Origin of the sequence: Psychrobacter raelei (assembly GCF_022631235.3) — a bacterium.
Classification (GTDB): Bacteria; Pseudomonadota; Gammaproteobacteria; order Pseudomonadales; family Moraxellaceae; genus Psychrobacter; species Psychrobacter raelei.
Window position 1 is genome coordinate 1,951,065 of sequence record NZ_CP093310.2, and the last position, 19,162, is coordinate 1,970,226.

Here is a 19,162-nt window from a genome sequence, read left to right on the forward strand (position 1 = left end):
CCTTAATATCCTTATTGAGGGAGCGTAAGCTCCCCTGTATTGAGTGAGATTGAGTGCAATAATGGCGCTTATAGCGTCTGCCACTGGGTCAATCTGGCCACATAGCGAGGGCCACCGGCTTTGGGACCGGTACCCGACAAGCCACTACCACCAAACGGCTGCTCATCTACCACCGCACCAATCTGGTTGCGGTTAATGTAGGTATTACCCACTTTGGTACGGCGCTCAATGTGATTGGCCACAGTCTCAATACGGCTGTGAATACCCAAGGTTAAGCCATAACCGGTGGCATTAATTTCATCAATCAGCTCATCTAACTTGCCCGCTTTGTAACGTAGCACATGCAAAATAGGACCGAAGTGCTCACCACCAATCACATCAATGCTGGCCACTTCAACGGCTGTCGGCAATACAAAGGTGCTGTTACTGAGGTTATGAGCGGCGTCTGCACTGATCGGTGTCTGGGCAATAATGCGTGCTCGGTCATCTTTACGCATTTGCTCTATATGGGCACGCAGACCTTTTTGAGCGTCTTGGTCGATAACTGGGCCCACATCAGTCGATACTTGGGTTGGGTTACCCACGATAAGCTGAGCCATATTGCCTTTTAGCAGCTCAATGACACTATCGGCCACATCTTCTTGCAAGCACAAGATACGGCATGCCGAGCAGCGCTGGCCGGCAGAACCAAAGGCTGACATTACTGCATCTTTTACCACCTGTTCAGGCAAGGCAGTCGAGTCGACAATCATGGCGTTCTGACCACCAGTTTCTGCAATCAAAATAGGCAGTGGTTTTTTATCACCAAACAGCTCAGCCACTTGCTGCAAGCGCTCCTCAGAGTGTAGCGCACGGTTAATCAGCTGTGCGGTCTGAGTTGATCCGGTAAATACCACCCCATCAATGTGCGCTGATGAGGTCAAGGCACCGCCCACTTCACCGGCACCGGTCACCAATTGTAGCGCATACTCAGGTACGCCGGCTTGATACATCAATTGCGCCGCAAAGTAAGCAATTAAGCTGGTTTGCTCAGCTGGTTTGGCCACCACAGTATTGCCAGCTGCCAAGGCGCCCATGATCTGACCGGTATAAATGGCCAGAGGGAAGTTCCAAGGACTGATACATACCATGGTGCCGCGAGGCGCTCTTTTTTGGGTGACTTGCTTACCATTGATATCAGTAAAGCTGTGAGTCTGTTGCTCTAAACGCTCAGCTTCTTCGGCATAATAACGACAAAAATCAACCGCCTCTCGCACCTCATCAATGCTGTCTTGTAAGGTCTTGCCAGCCTCTTTGTGACACATGGCCACAAGCTGAGCATAGTTGTCTTCATACAAGTCAGCGGTACGCTTCAATATGGCCGCACGCTCGCTGGCAGAGACTTGCTGCCACTTATCTTGGCCTTGATGCGCCGCTTCAACGGCCTGTGCAGCCAGTTTGGCATCAGCAAACACCACCTCACCAACAGCCACTTGATGGTTCCAAGGCGCCACCACGTTATTAAGCGTTAAATGTTGATGGCTGTCTTGAGTGATTTGTTGACCACTGATAATCGGATTGGCTTGCCAAGTCTGCGCTAGGTGCGCATCAACGGCCGCTTTAAAGGGCTGCCACTGCGATTCAACGAAGATATTAGGCCCAAAGCTTGCCAAGCGGCCACCATAGATATCAAGCGGCATCGGAATACGAGGGTTATGCAGGGTTTCATGTGCCGTCAATTTATCGTAAGGATGTACGGTCAGCTTCTCAACAGGATGACTCTTATCGAGTAGCTGATGCACAAATGAGCTGTTGGCACCGTTTTCTAATAAGCGGCGCACCAAATACGGCAGCAAATCTTTGTGGGCACCCACAGGCGCATAGATACGGACCGGAATATTGTACGCTTGCAAAATATGATCATACAGCGCATCGCCCATACCGTGTAGACGCTGAAACTCAAAGTCTCTATGATCACTCATGGTCATCACAGACGATAAAGTGTGGGCATTATGTGTGGCGAACTGTGGCCACAACACACCACGAATTTGCTCTGTTAATAAGAAGCGGGCACACGCCAGATATGCCACGTCGGTACCCTCTTTGCGGGTCCAGACCGGATAGCCGGTAATGCCTTTTTGCTGAGCCAATTTAATTTCATAATCCCAATATGCGCCTTTTACCAAGCGTACAGGGATACGGTCGCCCACCTCTTTTGATAAGCTTGCCAGCCACGCCAGCACCGCCAAAGCACGTTTCGAGTAGCCTTGTACCACAAGCCCCAAACCATCCCAGTCTTGAGTCATGTTGTCTCGGTATAAAGACTCAAATAATTTTAACGACACCTCTAAGCGGTCGGCCTCTTCTGCATCAATACTGATATCGACATCTACCTCACGCGCCGCTTCAATCAGTAAGATACAACGCTGACGCAGCAAGCCTAGCACCTGATCAATTTGGGTCGCTTCATAACGTGGATGCAGCGCAGATAACTTAATAGAAACCGAAGGCTTAGGCATACCCTCTTTGACTTGCACATGCGCCGCTGAGCGAATGGCATGCAGATAATCACTGAAGTACTTTTCGGCATCTTTATGAGTAACCGCCGCCTCACCAAGCATATCAAAGGAGTAAGTATATCCTTTATTACGATAAGGCTGACTGTTGCGATTGGCATCCTCAATGGTCTCACCCAGCACAAACTGATGGCCCATAATCTTCATCGCACGCTGCATGGCGCTACGAATCACAGGCTCACCCATCTTCTTGGTCATGCGATCTAAGAAGCCTGCTGCCGTGGTTGAAGAATCCACGCTGACCACACGGCCAGTCATCATCAGCCCCCAAGTTGAGGCATTAACGATAAAGCCATTGTCATCTTTTAAGTGTTTTTTCCAATCGGCAACGCTCATTTTGTCACGGATAAGCGCATCGGCTGTGGCATTGTCTGGCACTCGAATCAAAGCTTCGGCCAAGCTCATGAGCAAAATACCCTCTTGGGTATCTAGGCTGTACTCTAATAACAGCGAGTCCACCATTTTGACCGCTTTGTCATTGCTACGCACATGCTCCACTAAGCTTTTGGTCTGATCGCTAATGGCCAAACGCTCGTCAACGCCTTCTTTAAGCCTAGGCTCAGCTAGGGGTAATAAAGCCCCAAGCCATTGGTCCTCATCGGCACTATATAAGGGCGAGATTAGCTTAAATAGCTCGCTTGGTGGCCTATTAATAAAAGCGGGGTCCAGCACCTGTTCTGGCGAAAAAGAGATGGGGTTTTGCGGATAAAACGGATTGGGGAAATTCATATCAACTCCATTGATACTCAGGTGACACTAAAATGGTCTAAAAATAGGATAAAAGAATAAAAACACAAAAAAATCAAAGTCTAAATTTAAAAGATAAAGCCCATACCACAAGCACCCGCTAGCGCACCTATGAACAGACCATTGGCGAACAGGCAGTCGACGTTAACTTTGGGCAAAGTAAGGCTAACAAAGTAATGAGTTGAAGAATGTTTGGCTTAGTGAACACAAGCTGTATTACTTTTTAGCCACCTAAGTTATAGGCAGTATCGGTAAAACAAACTCACTAATGCCTTCTTCTTTATTGAATCAGGCCATAAGAGGCGCAGAATGCCTACTTATGACCTGATAAAGAAAAACCTCTACGGCGTTGATTGAGGTTATGAGCTTGATGGCCGAATATTATCATACCTATCAAGCCCAATGCTAGAGATTATAAAAATACGATTTTAGCCAATAAGATAATCGTCAATACCCACACCGCAGGGCCAACTTGTTCAAACTTACCGGTCAACACTTTTACTACAGTGTAAGTGATAAAACCTAACGAAATACCATCGGCAATAGAATAAGTCAGGGGCGTTAATAATAACACCACGGCCACAGGCGCAGCTTCCGTCAAATCTTCCCAATCAATATCTTTTAGAGTGTATAGCATCAATACAGAAACGTAAAAAATAGCACCTGCTGTGGCGTACGCAGGAATCATACCGGCTAAAGGAGCAAAGAAGATACTAAGTAAAAACAGCACACCCACAGTCACAGCCATCAAGCCTGTACGGCCGCCTGCTGCCACACCTGCAGTACTCTCCACGAAGCTTGTGGTCGATGACGTACCCAGTAATGAGCCCGCCACTGTCGCTGTAGAGTCAGCCAGTAGTGCCTTGTCAAGGTTTGGAATTCTGCCATCTTTGTCCACCAAGCCCGCTTTATTGGTTACCCCAATTAATGTGCCTGAGGTGTCAAACAAATCGACAAATAAGAAAGCAAAAATGACACTGATCATACCAATATCAAAGGCACCAGCGATGTCTAACTGTAAAAAGGTTGGCGCGATAGCCGGTGGCAAAGACATGATGCCTTGGAACTCAACTTGACCGCTTAGCAAAGCGATGATAGTCACTGCCAAAATACCAATGGTCACCGCCCCTGGAATGTTGCGATAAGCCAGACCGATAATCAAGAAAAAGCCCAAAGCCGCCATCACAGGAGAGAACTGCTGTAAATCTCCTAAGCTTACAAAGGTCGCTTCATTGGCCACAATAACGCCTGAGCTTTTTAATGCGATAAACGCTAAGAACGCACCGATACCAGCCACAATGCCTTGCTTTAAGCTATTAGGGATGGCATCAATCACCCATTCACGGATTTTAAATAAGCTTAAACAGATAAAAATACAGCCAGATAAAAACACAGCACCTAGCGCCGTTTGCCAGCTATATCCCATGCCTAACACTACGCCATAAGTAAAAAAGGCGTTTAATCCCATACCCGGTGCTAAAGCCACAGGCAGGCGGGCATAAATACCCATGATAAAACAGCCCACCGCAGCGGCCAAACAAGTTGCCACAAACACAGCCCCTCTATCCATTCCTGCATCGGATAAAATATTGGGGTTCACAAAGATAATGTATGCCATCGTTAAAAACGTGGTCAATCCTGCTAGGATTTCTGTTTTTATCGTGGTGTTTTGACCGTCAATGCCAAAATAGCGCTCAATTGCATTCATAAATAATAGCCTGCACAGATAGTAGCCTGAGTTTATTTGGGTTGAAAAACCAAAGGATAGCGCCTGTTTTTAACAGTTTAACTGAAAACAGACAAAGAGAAATAAAGCATTAAGATAAATAAAAAAGGTGGAATTATAAAGGATTCATGCCAAAACTAGTACACCTTTACTAATTTTGCTAAAAAAATACACGCAAATTTGTCAATAATCACTATTTTTAATGAGCTCAGTTCAGCCATAACTGCTTTATAGGTTGTTTTGACTGACGTCATCTTGGCCTTGTGTTGGCTGTAATGATGTTTATCTTGACTGTTTTAGCGAGCATAATGGGCCACTAAAATAAGGAGGCACTGTTAGATTCAGGTATAATAAACCTCAAGTAGCACCCAATTGCACAGCGATTGAGTTTGCCTAATCCTTGAATGAGTCTGTCTATTAGTCTACCTTTTTTAGCCGATGGATGTGCTTTTATAACTTTTAGCAGCTATATCTTATATTTTTTACTTTATATTTAATATCAGTTGTTGTTATCACGCTTTATTTTTAAAGCTTTATTGGTCAATCAAGCTTTGAGCTGCAATTTATGCCGGCACCATAAAATCTATTAACAATACCTTTAAGTATGCGACACTATACTGCATAATCTGCAATATTGGGTTATGTCGATGCTAACCCCCTTTTATCTTGAGTTTTTTATTACAGCGAGTATTTCATTCATGCCAGAGTCTATCAATCTTATTGCCCTCATTACCGAGGCCAGTTTACTGGTTCAAATCGTCATGGCTATTTTGCTGTTGGCGTCCGTTATCTGCTGGGTATTAATTTTTCGCTTAAGTGCCCGATTGGGGACTGCTAAGCGTCAAGACCAGCATTTTGAAAACTGGTTTTGGTCCGGTGAAGACCTCTCTAAGCTGTATCAGGGGATCCAAAATTCACCAGACAGACATGGTTTGGCCAATATCTTTTATGTGGGTTTCTCTGAATTTTTGCGTATGAATAAAAAGCGTCAGCCTAAAGACCACATTATTGACGGTGTTGAGCGTAAGCTACGTGTCGGCTTAGGTCGTCAGCAGCAGTCATTAGAGTCAGGCCTTGCGGTACTTGCCAGCATCGGCTCAGTCTCCCCTTATATTGGACTATTTGGTACGGTCTGGGGGATCATGAATGCTTTTTTGGGTCTGGCTCAGGTAGAACAAGTCAGCTTATCGGCTGTCGCACCAGGTATCGCTGAGGCCCTCATTGCCACCGCGATGGGATTATTTGCTGCCATCCCTGCGGTATTGGCTTACAACCATTTTACTGCCAAAGCTGCGGGCATCTATGACAGCCGTGCCTTATTTTGTGATGAGATGACCGGTATGTTACAGCGTGAAACCTATGAGACGGGCGCAGCGCCTGTCGCAAGCTCAAACGACGTACCCACAGCGGCCCAAAATATTCAATCCCCTTTGGTATAAAAGGAGCATTTTATGAAAGCCAGCCCCTTTTCTCGCCATAAAAAAGAGCTCAATGCCAGCATGAACGTCGTGCCTTATATCGATGTGATGCTGGTGCTTTTGGTTATATTTATGGTGACCACGCCCATGCTTACCACCGGCGTCGATGTGGACTTGCCAAAAGCCAGTACTGAGAATATCGCGACTGGCGCTCAAATGCCGGTGATCGTCTCCCTAAAAAGCAATGGGGAGATTTTTATGAGCTTTGAAAACGACATTGATATGCCCGTCTCAGAGCAAGAACTGATTGATACCTTGGTGCGTCTGCAAGCTCAAGCGGGCGGCGATCAAGTAAAAGTAATGATTAATGCCGATCAAAACAATCAATACGGTATGATCATGCAGCTGATGGCCAATTTGCAACAAGCGGGGGTCGAAAAAGTGGGCCTATTAACCGCTCAGCCGCTGCCCTCTAGACCTTAAGGCTCAGATAAAGCCTTTATAAGTTTTAAGCTTGCGAGCCAATAATCCCTATCCGCTTTATTTTTATTTAATTTGAGATGATATCCGTGCTAAATCGTGCGCCCAGTGTTTATATCCCTGTAGAGCCTGAAGATAACGGCATCTTATTGCCGGCCATCTTGAGCCTAATCGTGCATGGCTCGATATTGGCCCTTATTATCTTTTTGCACCGCATTCCTCAGCTAGAGACGACACCTAGCATAGAGACCAGTATTGTCACCCCCGAAGAGTTGGCGGCCATGCAAGCAGAAGTGCGCGCCAATCGTGACAACATGATGGCCTCAGGCGTGCCGGTTACCCCCGAGTTTAGCCCCCAGTCAGTGCCAGAGTCTACGCACACCGCAGAGCTAAGCCATGAGTCAACTTTCTCTAAGATGTCCTCATTTTTTCGCAATGAGCCACTCCCTGAGCCTGTGCCTCAAAGCAGCGTGAGCTCGGAGCCTGAGCTAAGCGAGCCATTAGAGGCACCTGATATCACGCAGCCTGATGATTTAACCGACTTTGCTGGCGAGCAAAATCCACTAAGCTCTCAGCCTACAAGTACCCCCCCCAAAGTAAAAGCCAATAGCCAAGATTCAGGTCAAGTGGCCGCCACCTTTGCCTCAGGGGCTGAAGGCTCAAGCACTAAGTCAACTGCCGCAAGTGGTTCGGCCACAGGCAGTAGCAATAAAGCCAGCAGTGGCGATATCAGTGGGGCTTTAGTCGGTATGATTAAGCCCTTGTGGAACCCTCCTGTAGGACGTGTAGGTACTCGGGTATCCGTCTCAGTGACCGTCGATGCCAATGGCAGCGTTCAGAGCGTTAATGCCAACACCTCAGATGAGGCGCTAAAACAATCACTTGAGTCGGCGATCCGTCAAGCCAGTCCCCTAACCCCTGTGGTCGGCACCAATACCCGTAGAATTAAGCTCAACTTCGTGGTTGAATAGCCTAGCAAGCAGCGCTAGTTACACGGCTGCCCTTTACATCCCAATCACGTCTTAATATGCTTTATTTCATTAAAATAACAAAGATAGGACTTGTGTACTCATGACTTTGACACCCTTACAACAACAGCCTAACCTTTTTGGTCATACCGCCGCTCGCCGCAGCTTTGCGGCAATGACTACCACACTGCTGATATCCTTACTTGGTGCCAGTGCTGCTTTGATGAGCGTGAGTGCTCAGGCAGCTGAAGAAGAGTATGACCTTGAGGCCACCATTACCAAAAAAGGGGAAACCAATCAAAACCAGGTGGCTTTTGTCCCCTTTGCTGGTGACAGTACTGTCTCAAGCTTGATTGAAAACAACTTACAAGCCACTCCTTTAAAGATTACCAGCCAAGGCTTAATCGGTCAGCCACACAGCCGTGATGATCTGGCTGTCACCTTGCCAGCTTGGCAGCAACTGGGCATTCCTTATCTGGTTATTGGCAGCAGCAAGCAACAAGGCGGCAATACCAGCATTACCTTTGAAGTCATTGAGGTGGCCCAAGGCCGCATTATTAAAGGCACTCAAATGGTTCAGGGTGTCGATAAAAAAACGGCTGCCAATAAGGCGGCAGGTCGGATCTATGAGCTGCTAACCGGTAAACAAATCGACTTAAACGCTCGACTGGTCTATGTTGAAGAAAAAGGCAGTGGCAAATCAAAAACCTCATCGCTGATATTAAGTGATGCCGATGGCAGTAACAAACGCCTATTGGCACAAGTGATCGATGCGGCTATCTATAGCCCAGCCATCTCTCCTGACGGGCGCTTTGTGGCTTACTCAGTACAGTTAAAAGACAACAGTGCCAACTTGTGGAAGCAGGACTTACAGACTCGCCAATTAACCCGCTTGGTCGACATGAAAGGCAGTAATCTTAGCCCTAGCTTCTCACCAGATGGCAGCAAGATTTTATTCTCAAGCACAGTCAATGGTGACTCTGATATCTACCGAGTCAGTAGCCAAGGCGGTAAAGCAGAACAAATCATCAGTCTGCCTTATGATCAGCTAAGTCCAAGCTACGCTTCAAATGGCAGCTTTGTGTTCGTCTCCGATCATGCCAGCCCCAATCGCCCCAATATTTATCGCTATAGCTTCTCAGGATCACCGGTACAAATATCACGCGGTGGATATGCTGCAAACCCAAGCATAAGCCCGGACGGTACAAAAATTGGCTATCTAAGTGGTCGTAGTGCCGCCATTATGAGCAGTAATGGTTCAAATGTTGCCAACTACGGTGCCACTGGCATCGATGCTGCCCCTAAGTTCTCACCCACCGGTGAGCGTGTGGTATATTCACAAGGTACCAAAAACAGCAATCTGGTTATTCGCTACGTCGATGGCGGTAAGACCATAACGCTACCCACAGAAGGTGTCGCCAAATTCCCAGTTTGGGTACCCAGCGCCCAGTAATCTGATGGGGGTGCGTCGTTACGCTATAACCCACAAAAAACAAGCATAAAAATACCCCATAAGTTGTGTCCAACTTATGGGGTTCAGTTCAATATACCAAGATATAAACACCGCATATTTGGCCTGTTATCCGCCTGGCTGCCCTTATCAGTTATCGCTACTACCTTGAAGATTGAAGCTATGTTATCTACCCCTATCCTCTTTGTCCGAAAATTTATCACCGTAGCAAGCGTCACGGTTATGCTATCGACGCTTAGCGCTTGTCAACACATTCAGATGGCAGGAAGCCCGATACCAGTCACCTCAGGACCTGGCTCATCATCTCCCTTATCGCATCCGCTGCCTAGTCTATCCAAAACGCCTATGCCTGCGGCTCAGACAGCTGCGGTAAATAAGGCGGCTGACTGATTAAAGTCTGCACCAGATGCTCGCCGAACAGCTTAGCTGACTTGATATCGCCCTCGCCTGGGGTCACCTCAGGTGAGGCATCTCCTGACTGCGTCATCAGCCCCAAAAAGCTCGACAGACGGTTAATATCTTGCTCAGTATGGCCTGTCGGCATAATCGGAAAGCCGGCCCAGTTCATACCATGCTGCATGCTAAAGCCACAAATCTGCTGCAATGCGGCCAGCTTATCCCCACTTAATCCACCTGAGTTGGCAAATCCTGCTGCCCACTTGCCATGCCATTTACGATGGAACCAGCGCTTTGAGGTGCTGTCCATAAAAGTCTTAAACTCGGCGGTAATGCTGCCCATATAAACCGCACTACCGAACACCATCATTTGAGCGGCATCAGCAAACTCCCAATCCATCTCATCCACATCCAGCGCTCTAACTTCCACATGCCGCTTCGCGGTCGACTGCACATAGGCCTGTGCGCCCGCCTCGATAGCCTTAGCAACTTTGCGAGTATGGCCATAATTGCTATGGTAGATAATGGCCATCTTTAGCGCCGGCTTGGACGCAACATGAGAATCAGTAGGGACATTGGATACGGTCATGAGCTAAAACTATCCTAATTTTATAAAGGGCCTATTTAACCTAACCTAGACCAAATTTGCAAATATTGCTAACAAACTACAACATCTTAGCATGCTAATGCAGACGCACAATAACCAGCGCCATACGCCCAGTATGCGTCTCATTTAAATGGGTCTTGCGCCGATAAGAGTAATACTGACGATTAGCATAACTACACGCATAAGCAATCGGTGTATAGCTTTGCTCATCCTTAGACATATGTCGCTCAGCTTCGATGACAGGCTTAATGTCTAAATTAGTTTGCTGGTTGGTGGCAGAGGTCAGCGCAATACCCAACTCTGCCAATTGCAATTGGGCAAGCTTTGGTAAGTCCAGCCAAGCTTTGTCCGGATCATCATGCGGCGCCACAATTTGTGCTTTGATAACCTCAAGCTGCTTGGCATCCATACCGCGCTCAGCACAGCCTAAAAGCAATTTATCCACCACCTCAGAGGAGACTTCATAACAAGACTGACCAATACAAGCACCTATCCAGGCCTCAATGGCCGGTTTTTGAATCGTTAAGCGACCACTTGCTTCACTAACCTGTGTCGCCTCACCCTTATGCTGCAGGGCATGTTGTGATAAAGCGGCATAGGTCTTGGCAATGACACCATTGGCCAGACCCTGCCAGCCGGCATGAATCGCTGCGATCTGCCCTGTAGTAGGATCATGCAAGACAATGGGTACGCAGTCTGCCGTCATAATCGCCAAGGCTTGCTGCGGCAAATCTGTTACCAAGGCATCGGCTGAAGCCGGTACTAATGATAGCGAGGCGGCACTTGAATCTACATGCTTATCGCCAATGCGGCACACTTTATTGCTGTGAATCTGATTGAGCCAATGGATACTTTTTATTGCCTGTTGGCTCTTATCAACGTTATCTTCTTGCAAGCTATTTTGCTGCAAATAGGCATTGATATACTGTAGCAACTGCGCCCGGTTGTGTAGTACTTGGCGCGGATCATCTTGCACATGCAGGCCTAAATTGAAGTTACCAAAGCTTACTCCCTCTGGATTGGGCGTCAAAATATCACCGGCATCGGTTTGCAATACCAAAACCGCTTTGGTATGCGCCAATACCTGATAAGGTGCAACAATGTTGTGCTCATCACTGAGCTGCACATCAGGCGTCGTCTCACACTTAGGTGTATTCTCAAGGCTCATGACCCATTACCCTTTTGCTTGTATATTTATCCCATCGCAGACCAGCACTTACGCTTTGGCCAGTCACTGACCACACCGCTTTTTAGTGATTATAAGCTGCTATTAATTAGACTCCGTTATCGTCTTTAGGCCACACTGTGTCAGGCGGTAAGCCTAGAGTTATATCGTAAAGCTGCCATCACTTAGGGTGTGTGCCAGCTCAACAATATCCTGTGGTAGTGGCGCGGTTAGCTCTATTGACTCACCCGTCTCAGGATGAATAAAGCCCAGCTTGTAAGCATGCAGCGCTTGGCGCGGGAAGCTTTGAATGGCTTGGCGCTGCTCAGGGGTAAGCCCTGCTCTGAGCTGTTGACGATTGCCATAGATATCATCACCGATAATAGGATGGCCGATGTGGCTTAGATGTACCCGAATTTGATGGGTACGTCCCGTTTCGAGGCGCACATCGAGCAGGCTATAAGTGTCACTCAGCGGCGTGATTTTCATAATATGAGTAATGGCGGTTTTGCCGGTACTGGTCACCGTCATTTTTGTACGCTGGGTGCGATGACGGCCAATGGGCGCATCAATGGTACGCTGACGGGCTAGGCTTGGGGCATCACCAGCCACCACACACTGATAGTGACGATAGACGCTTTTATCTTTTAGCTGCTCTTGCAGCTCTAGCTGCGCCGCTTTGGTTTTGCCAATGACCAATAAGCCAGAGGTGTTTTTGTCAATACGGTGTACCAGACCAGCTCGGGGCAAATGTGCTTGATTGGGGTAATGATACAGCAAACCATTCACCAAGGTGCCACTCCAGTTGCCCGCACCTGGATGCACCACCATACCGACCGGCTTATTAATCACTATCACGCTGTCATCTTCATAGATGATATCAAGCTTAATATCTTCTGGCTGATCGCTGCCGTGTTGCTCAAGCTTGGCCTCTAGACGAACAATATCTCCGACTTTGACCCGATATTTGGCCTTCTCATTATGGTCATTGACTGTCAAGTTGCCAGATTTTAGCCAGTCTTGTAACTGAGCACGCGAATGCTCAGTAAACATATCAGCGGCCAGCTTATCAATACGCTGTCCTGCTTGCTCTTGAGTGACGGTATGCAGCTCAGACACCTCTAACGCATCACCTTGAGCGCCGCTATGGGCTACAGTGGCGGCTTCATCATCAAAAGCCAACACCTCCTCGTCATCTAGCTCATCGTCATACTCAGCATCATCATATAGGCCCTCATCTTGAGTACTGCTGGTCTGCGTCTCAATTGGCTCATGCTCTAGTGAGGCATCATGGTCCGTATCATCCCTCTGGTTTTGCTGAGTTTTGGGGACATCGGAGGCATGACAATCTTGGCCTTGTGGGTGATTAGGGTAATTTGGGTTATTTTGCAGATTTGATGCTGAAGACATAATAAGTGTGACCAATTTGAGTTGCTATTTAATGTGCTAAGTGTAGCATGATTTGACCAAATCTCAGCGCTTTACCCGCAGCTGTCGGGACAATATAGTGCTATTATTGTCCTAATTAAGCACAATACCCCTTTAGCTTAGATAGTTTTAGCTTAGATCATTTACAACCGGTGACCACAAAAACATTATCGTTGTAATCACTAACAATCCTATACCAAAATATGATTGTAGCGTGCTACACTAGGGCGACTAAAATTTGACTAAAATATTCTGCGGAGATTTCCATGCAGCGTGCTTCAACTCCTTTTTTTACGGCATCAAATCAAAAACCATCTCACTCACCTGCCAAAAATAAACTGGCTTTTGCCGTGCTGACAGCAGGCCTATTAAGCTTAACTGGCTGTCAGACACTAAAGAATATCACCGGTAAAGACAGTGACACAGTGGCCACCGCAGAGAAGACTGATGCACAGTACTACCAAGAAGCTGTAAAAGCTATGGACAAAGGCCGTTACATTTATGCCTCTGAACAGCTCACTGAACTTCGCACCTTCTATCCGACAGGCGCTTATGCTGAGCAGGCTTTACTTGACTTGATGTACAGCCAATTCCAGACTAAAGATTATGAGCTTGCTGCCACCAGTGCTGAGCAGTTTATCAAACTCTATCCACGCAACCCTCAGGTTGATTATGCTTACTATGTGCGCGGTGTGGCCAACATGCATGCCGGTACCAGCAGCCTCTTGAGCATTGCTCGTATGCAACAAGCGGACCGTGATACCTCTTATTATCGTTTGGCATTTAGCAACTTCCAAGATCTTTTATCGCGCTTTCCAAACAGCAGCTACGCCCCAGACGCCGCTCAGCGTATGACATATATCTACAATCAGTTTGCAGAAAGTGAGCTGAGCGCTGCTCGTTGGTACATCAAGCGTGAAGCTTATGTCGCTGCAGCCAACCGTGCCAAATGGGTATTCCAGTACTATCCTTTAAGCCAACAAATCCCTGAGTCTATCGCTATTTTGGCGTACAGTAATGAGCAGTTGGGCTTAACTGACCTTGCCAATCAGTACAAAACCCTATTACAAATTAACTATCCTGAGTGGCTGACCCGTGATGGTGGCGTGCGTATTAACAGCAACCGCACTGCCAGCTTATTAAACAAAATCACTTATGGTAAATTAGGCCGATCTAATAATGGCGATGATAGCCCTGCAGCTACAGGTGAATACACAGGTCCTACTAAGCAGCAGGTTATCCAGCAAGCTGCGCAAATGCAATTGCCTAGCGATAATGCGGCAACTTCGCAAGCTGACTTACCAACCATTAATAGCAATCGCCGCGGTGTCAACTTAGGCCTTGGCCTGCCAGATGATGCAAGTGCACAGCCTGTTCCAAGCCCGCAGCCACAAACTCGCATTACAAGCCCAAGCCAGATGTACCCTGAACAAATGGATCCACAATAAGCCATCGATACCTTTTAGATATCAACCTATAAATGATTATAGTATAAATACTAAAAGGTCGGCGATGTAGAGTTGGCCCTGACCCCTGACCCTATCTAGGCGCCAGGGGTTATTGCGCTGTAATGCTCTATCATGTCACTTGTCTCTTGTGAATTTAAGTGATTGACCTCATCTTCCTCACAACCCACTTTGTCAGATAAAGCGCCGTTATGAGCATCCCTAACCACATTCTTGATCAGCTCAATAGCCAAGCCGACCTGGTAGGGATTATTGGCAAACACACCACGCTTAAGCGCGCGGGAAAAGAGTTTAAGGGCAATTGTCCTTTTCATGGCGAAAAAACGCCCTCTTTTTATGTTAATCCCCAAAAAAATGTCTATAACTGCTTTGGCTGCGGTGTGAGTGGTAATGCCATTAAGTTTTTGCGGGAATACGAAAACCAAACCTTTATGGAGGCAGTACAAGAGCTGTCACGCCAGACGGGTATAGAGATTCCCAAAGAAGACAACAAAGACTTGCGTTATAAACGCAGCGCCAAACCCACACCCACGGCCCCTGCGCCCTCGTGGAGTGGCAATGGCAAAGGCTTAAATGACACGCACACTGCGGCGACGACACCGCATTCGGGCCAAACTAATGGCTTAGCCACTAATACGACATCAGTGGCTGACGCGCCCCCTGCTTATTTCGATGAAGACAGCTATTTTAATTTAGATTCAGCGCCGCCCAGTGATTGGGATATGGGCGACACACCTGGTGATAACCTTGGTTATGACAGCGGCTTTACAGATATGTCTTCCTCTAACTTTGGTGGTCAAGCCACCATAGAGCAAGACGGCAACTTATATGAGCTACTGATTCAAATTGGCCAATTCTATCAAAACAATCTGCGTAATAACCTGCACGCCATGGCGTATTTTACAGAGCGGGGATTAACCGATGCCACCATTAATGAATTTGGTCTGGGTTATGCACCCACCGGTTGGCAGCATTTAGAAGAGGCCTTTCCGCAGGATATTGCAGGTCTAAAAGCTTTGGGTCTGGTGCGTCAATCTGAAAAGGGTCGCGACTATGATCTGCTGCGTGATCGGGTTATTTTTCCTATTCGCGACAATCAAGGCCGGATTATTGGCTTTGCCGGTCGGGCATTAGACAACGAAGTTAAGCCCAAATACATCAACTCCAGTGACTCCCCTGTCTTTCATAAGCAGCATGTACTCTACGGCTATTACGAGTCACGTCAACAGCGAGCGAACGATTGGCTGGTGGTTGAAGGCTATATGGATGTCATTGCCTTATATCAAGCGGGTATCTATGGCGCAGTAGCCTCAATGGGTACCTCGATTAACGAAACCCAAATCGCCCGCTTATTGCAAATGAACCCCACCTTAACCTTATGTTTTGATGGTGACAGTGCCGGTCAAAAGGCCGCTTGGCGTACGCTTGAGGTGGCCTTACCTGTGCTAAGCGATGACAAAGAGCTGCGCTTTTTAACCCTACCAGGTGGGCATGACCCAGACACTTACATTGCCATGCAGGGTGTGGAGGCGATGCGAGAGCAGATTAAGCGCGCCATGCCGTTATCGCAATACATTTTTGCTTATCTCAGCGAGCGCTATGACTTAAGCTTAGCCGAAGGTAAAGCCAAGCTGATGTCACAAGTACGTCAGTTGACCAATAATCTGCCCAAGGGTTCAAGCTTTAAGTATCTGCTTAATAACGATATTTATCAAAAGCTTGGCGGGCGCAAAAATCAAAAAAACTCCGCCCATGATGTCTTATTAGACTTCGACAGCGATATGACGGTGAGCCGACAGCTCGAGTTGTGTTTGCTGTTTGCCCCGCACTTATTGGCAGAAGACCCCATCAAGCGACTGTGGGAGGTGTCTGGTGTGGCAGATATTAAGATACCTGAAAAATCGATAGGCACACAGCAAGCACCCGTAGCGACCCCACCTTTGCCAAGCTGGGAGGATTTTAATAGCCCAAGTCTTACCCAGCTGACTCAGACCATCATTGGTCTTACCCCTTATTTGCCTGAGGACACCAATGCGGCCGCTCACTTTATTTTGGCCAATTTGCCAAGTGGCCTACAACAAAATCTTGCCACCCGCTGGCATCCATTTTGGTCCAATCTCAACCAGCGCGGGATTATTGACGTAGATGATTTGGTAGATGACTTGTTAACTCAGCTGATGCTACAAGCCTTATCAAAACAAATGAGTCAGTCACCAGGGCTGGTGATTACCAGCCATCTGAACCGGCAGCGTCAGACCTTAATGAACTGGCTTAAAAAGCAGCAAGCTGAGCAGTCCTCTAAGATATAATCCTGAGGGTCTAACAATCTTGAGGGTCTAACAGCGCCCCTACACTGATAACTGGTTTTAAATTGTGCTTTAATCTGGCATTTATCAACCTTTTTAGACCAAAAACTAGCCGTGGCTTTAAAAAAAGGGTTATGCCCCCATATCATTAATATCGCCGGGTAGTACCCAAGTAAATACCCCCTAAGTTTAGACTCAGGTTTGGCAAGTTAGTTTTTATAGCTTGCGCTGTATTTGCGGTGCTGTTTTGGATATTATGTTATAATATCGGACTCATTTTTGATTTTTGGCTACAGATTTAGTTGCTCAAATTTACGTAAATAGCTTTGGCAAAAACTAAAACAATAAGACAACCATCTGGCCATCTAAAAACCATGTGCACCCCTCACTCTACCTTTAACCCACATCTTCTATTGCAAGCGAGATATTATGACCGATAAGGCAGCCTCTCAATCTACCTCTCAACTAGCCACACTTATCCAGATGGGTAAAGAGCAAGGCTATTTGACTTATGCTGAGGTTAACGACCAACTTCCCGCCTCAATCACCGAAAGCGACCAAATTGAAGACATCGTTCAAATGCTTACGGATGTTGGTATTAAAATCTTTGAATCAGCGCCAGATGCTGATGATATCTTGATGAACGATGGTGCTAACGATGACGACATGGCCACAGATGAAGCTGCTGCTGTATTGGCTGCGGTAGAAACTGAGCCTGGTCGCACCACCGACCCTGTGCGTATGTATATGCGTGAAATGGGTACGGTTGACTTATTGACGCGTGAAGGTGAAATCGTTATCGCCAAGCGTATCGAAGAGGGTATCCGTGATGTCCAGCATGCCATGGCTTACTGGCCAGGTACTGTGCAGTTTATCCTAGATGAATATGACTTAGTAGAAGCGGGCGAGAAAAAACTCTCTGACGTCATCACTGGTTTTTTAGATCCTGAAGAGATTGAACCGGCAGTTGTGGAAGAAGACGAAGAAAAAATCCCCGTTATCACCACCAAATCTAAAGCTAAAGATGTCGATGACGAAGATGATGAAGAAGAAGCTGAGGAAGAGGAAGAAGCTGAAGAAAGCGGTGGCCTAGATCCTGAGCTGGTTCGTCAACGTGTCGAGGAGATCCGTGAATTATTTGCGGTGGCAAAACAAGCCCTAGAGCAGTATGGTCGTGGCAGTGCGCAAGCTGAAGAAGCCTATGCTCAGCTGGCCGAACGCTTTATGCTATTAAAGCTTAACAACCGCATGGCGGATAATGTTATGGCTATTATGCATGATGTTTATGACGATGTGCGTAAGCAAGAGCGTCAAATCATGCGCTTGGTCATTCGCCGCGGTAAAATGCCTCGTAGCGAGTTCCGTAAGACTTTCCCAAGTAACGAGACCAACGTAGATTGGCTAACTGATCGCCTAAAAGGCAACCCTAAATTTGCAGATAGCTTAGCCAAAGTGGTCGACGATGTGGTGGTTTTACAGCGCCGTATCCGCGACCATGAAGACAAGCTGGACATGCAAATTACCGAAATGAAAGAAGTGGCGCGCCGTATGGCCATCGGTGAGGCAAAAGCCCGCCGTGCCAAAAAAGAGATGGTCGAAGCCAACTTACGTTTGGTAATCTCTATTGCTAAGAAATATACCAACCGTGGCCTACAGTTCTTAGACTTGATTCAAGAAGGCAATATTGGCTTGATGAAAGCGGTAGATAAATTTGAATATCGCCGTGGTTATAAGTTCTCAACTTATGCCACTTGGTGGATTCGTCAGGCCATTACCCGCTCTATTGCTGACCAAGCCCGCACCATTCGTATTCCAGTGCATATGATTGAGACCATCAACAAAATCAACCGTGTGTCTCGTCAATTGTTGCAAGAGATGGGTCGTGAGCCCACACCTGAGGAATTAGGCGAACGTTTAGAGATGGATGAGGTTAAGGTTCGTAAGGTATTAAAAATTGCCAAAGAGCCTATCTCTATGGAGACCCCCATCGGTGATGATGAAGATTCACACCTAGGTGATTTCATTGAGGACCAGACCATCTCAAGCCCTGTAGAAGATGCCACCTCAGCAGGTCTACAAGAAGCGACTCGAGATGTGCTGAGCAACTTAACAGAACGTGAAGCCAAGGTGCTACGCATGCGTTTTGGTATTGATATGCCAACCGATCACACCCTAGAAGAGGTTGGTAAGCAGTTCGATGTGACGCGTGAGCGTATTCGTCAAATTGAAGCCAAAGCGTTACGTAAACTGCGTCACCCTTCTCGCTCTGAGCATTTACGTTCGTTCTTAGAAAACGACTAAGCCAAGGTTGAGTCAACGCCCATAACCTGTTGTAGCAAAAAAGCTGAGAATCTCTCAGCTTTTTTGTGTTTAAAGCCTATGCATACCTCAGTCTAAAGCAGGTCTTAGCGCTCTGCTTTACCCCTTGA

The 19,162-nt window shown here is 47.1% G+C and carries 12 protein-coding genes; 7 read left to right on the plus strand and 5 right to left on the minus strand.

The window, feature by feature from the left end; genetic code table 11:
- Positions 1-68: 68 nt before the first annotated feature.
- Both putA and MN210_RS08215 read right to left on the minus strand, forming a co-directional pair.
- Positions 69-3,284 carry a bifunctional proline dehydrogenase/L-glutamate gamma-semialdehyde dehydrogenase PutA gene (gene putA, locus MN210_RS08210; RefSeq protein ID WP_338412031.1) on the minus strand — a complete coding sequence of 1,072 codons (3,216 nt, stop codon included), beginning with the start codon at positions 3,282-3,284 and terminating at the stop codon, positions 69-71.
- A 430-nt stretch (positions 3,285-3,714) separates the two neighbouring features.
- Positions 3,715-5,010: an NCS2 family permease gene (locus MN210_RS08215; RefSeq protein WP_011960787.1), complete on the minus strand. Its 1,296-nt coding sequence runs from the start codon at positions 5,008-5,010 to the stop codon at positions 3,715-3,717.
- A 716-nt stretch (positions 5,011-5,726) separates the two neighbouring features.
- Between MN210_RS08215 and tolQ the strand changes: the two genes are divergently transcribed.
- The 4 genes from tolQ (at position 5,727) to MN210_RS08235 (ending at position 9,347) form a co-directional block, all read left to right on the plus strand.
- Positions 5,727-6,467, plus strand: a complete 741-nt coding sequence (gene tolQ / locus MN210_RS08220; protein WP_041773711.1) for a protein TolQ — start codon at positions 5,727-5,729, stop codon at positions 6,465-6,467.
- A 12-nt stretch (positions 6,468-6,479) separates the two neighbouring features.
- Positions 6,480-6,929, plus strand: a complete 450-nt coding sequence (gene tolR / locus MN210_RS08225; RefSeq protein ID WP_011960789.1) for a protein TolR — start codon at positions 6,480-6,482, stop codon at positions 6,927-6,929.
- A 77-nt stretch (positions 6,930-7,006) separates the two neighbouring features.
- Entirely contained in the window at positions 7,007-7,897 is an 891-nt protein-coding gene (locus MN210_RS08230; protein WP_338412032.1) for a cell envelope integrity TolA family protein, read from the plus strand.
- 100 nt (positions 7,898-7,997) lie between these two features.
- On the plus strand, positions 7,998-9,347 hold the full coding sequence (locus tag MN210_RS08235; protein ID WP_110816728.1) for a PD40 domain-containing protein: 1,350 nt from the start codon (positions 7,998-8,000) through the stop codon (positions 9,345-9,347).
- A gap of 361 nt (positions 9,348-9,708) precedes the next feature.
- Here MN210_RS08235 and MN210_RS08240 read toward each other — a convergent pair whose 3' ends face one another.
- The 3 genes from MN210_RS08240 to MN210_RS08250 form a co-directional block, all read right to left on the minus strand.
- Complete coding sequence (locus MN210_RS08240) at positions 9,709-10,350, minus strand: flavodoxin family protein (protein WP_110816729.1); 642 nt, start codon at positions 10,348-10,350, stop codon at positions 9,709-9,711.
- Positions 10,351-10,444: 94 nt separating this feature from the next.
- Complete coding sequence (locus tag MN210_RS08245) at positions 10,445-11,536, minus strand: purine nucleoside phosphorylase YfiH/LACC1 family protein (RefSeq protein WP_241878214.1); 1,092 nt, start codon at positions 11,534-11,536, stop codon at positions 10,445-10,447.
- A gap of 159 nt (positions 11,537-11,695) precedes the next feature.
- On the minus strand, positions 11,696-12,943 hold the full coding sequence (locus tag MN210_RS08250; protein ID WP_338412033.1) for an RluA family pseudouridine synthase: 1,248 nt from the start codon (positions 12,941-12,943) through the stop codon (positions 11,696-11,698).
- Between the two features lie 284 nt (positions 12,944-13,227).
- On the opposite strand from MN210_RS08250, the gene MN210_RS08255 reads away from it, so the two are divergent.
- From MN210_RS08255 to rpoD, 3 genes are all read left to right on the plus strand, one after another.
- Positions 13,228-14,409 (plus strand): outer membrane protein assembly factor BamD, encoded by a 1,182-nt coding sequence (locus tag MN210_RS08255; RefSeq protein WP_155587009.1) that lies wholly within the window; start codon positions 13,228-13,230, stop codon positions 14,407-14,409.
- 209 nt (positions 14,410-14,618) lie between these two features.
- Positions 14,619-16,736, plus strand: coding sequence for a DNA primase (locus MN210_RS08260; RefSeq protein WP_338412034.1), 2,118 nt, complete (start codon positions 14,619-14,621; stop codon positions 16,734-16,736).
- A 426-nt stretch (positions 16,737-17,162) separates the two neighbouring features.
- A complete protein-coding gene (gene rpoD, locus MN210_RS08265; RefSeq protein ID WP_011960797.1) occupies positions 17,163-19,034 on the plus strand; it encodes an RNA polymerase sigma factor RpoD in 1,872 nt (623 codons plus the stop codon).
- Positions 19,035-19,162: the final 128 nt, after the last annotated feature.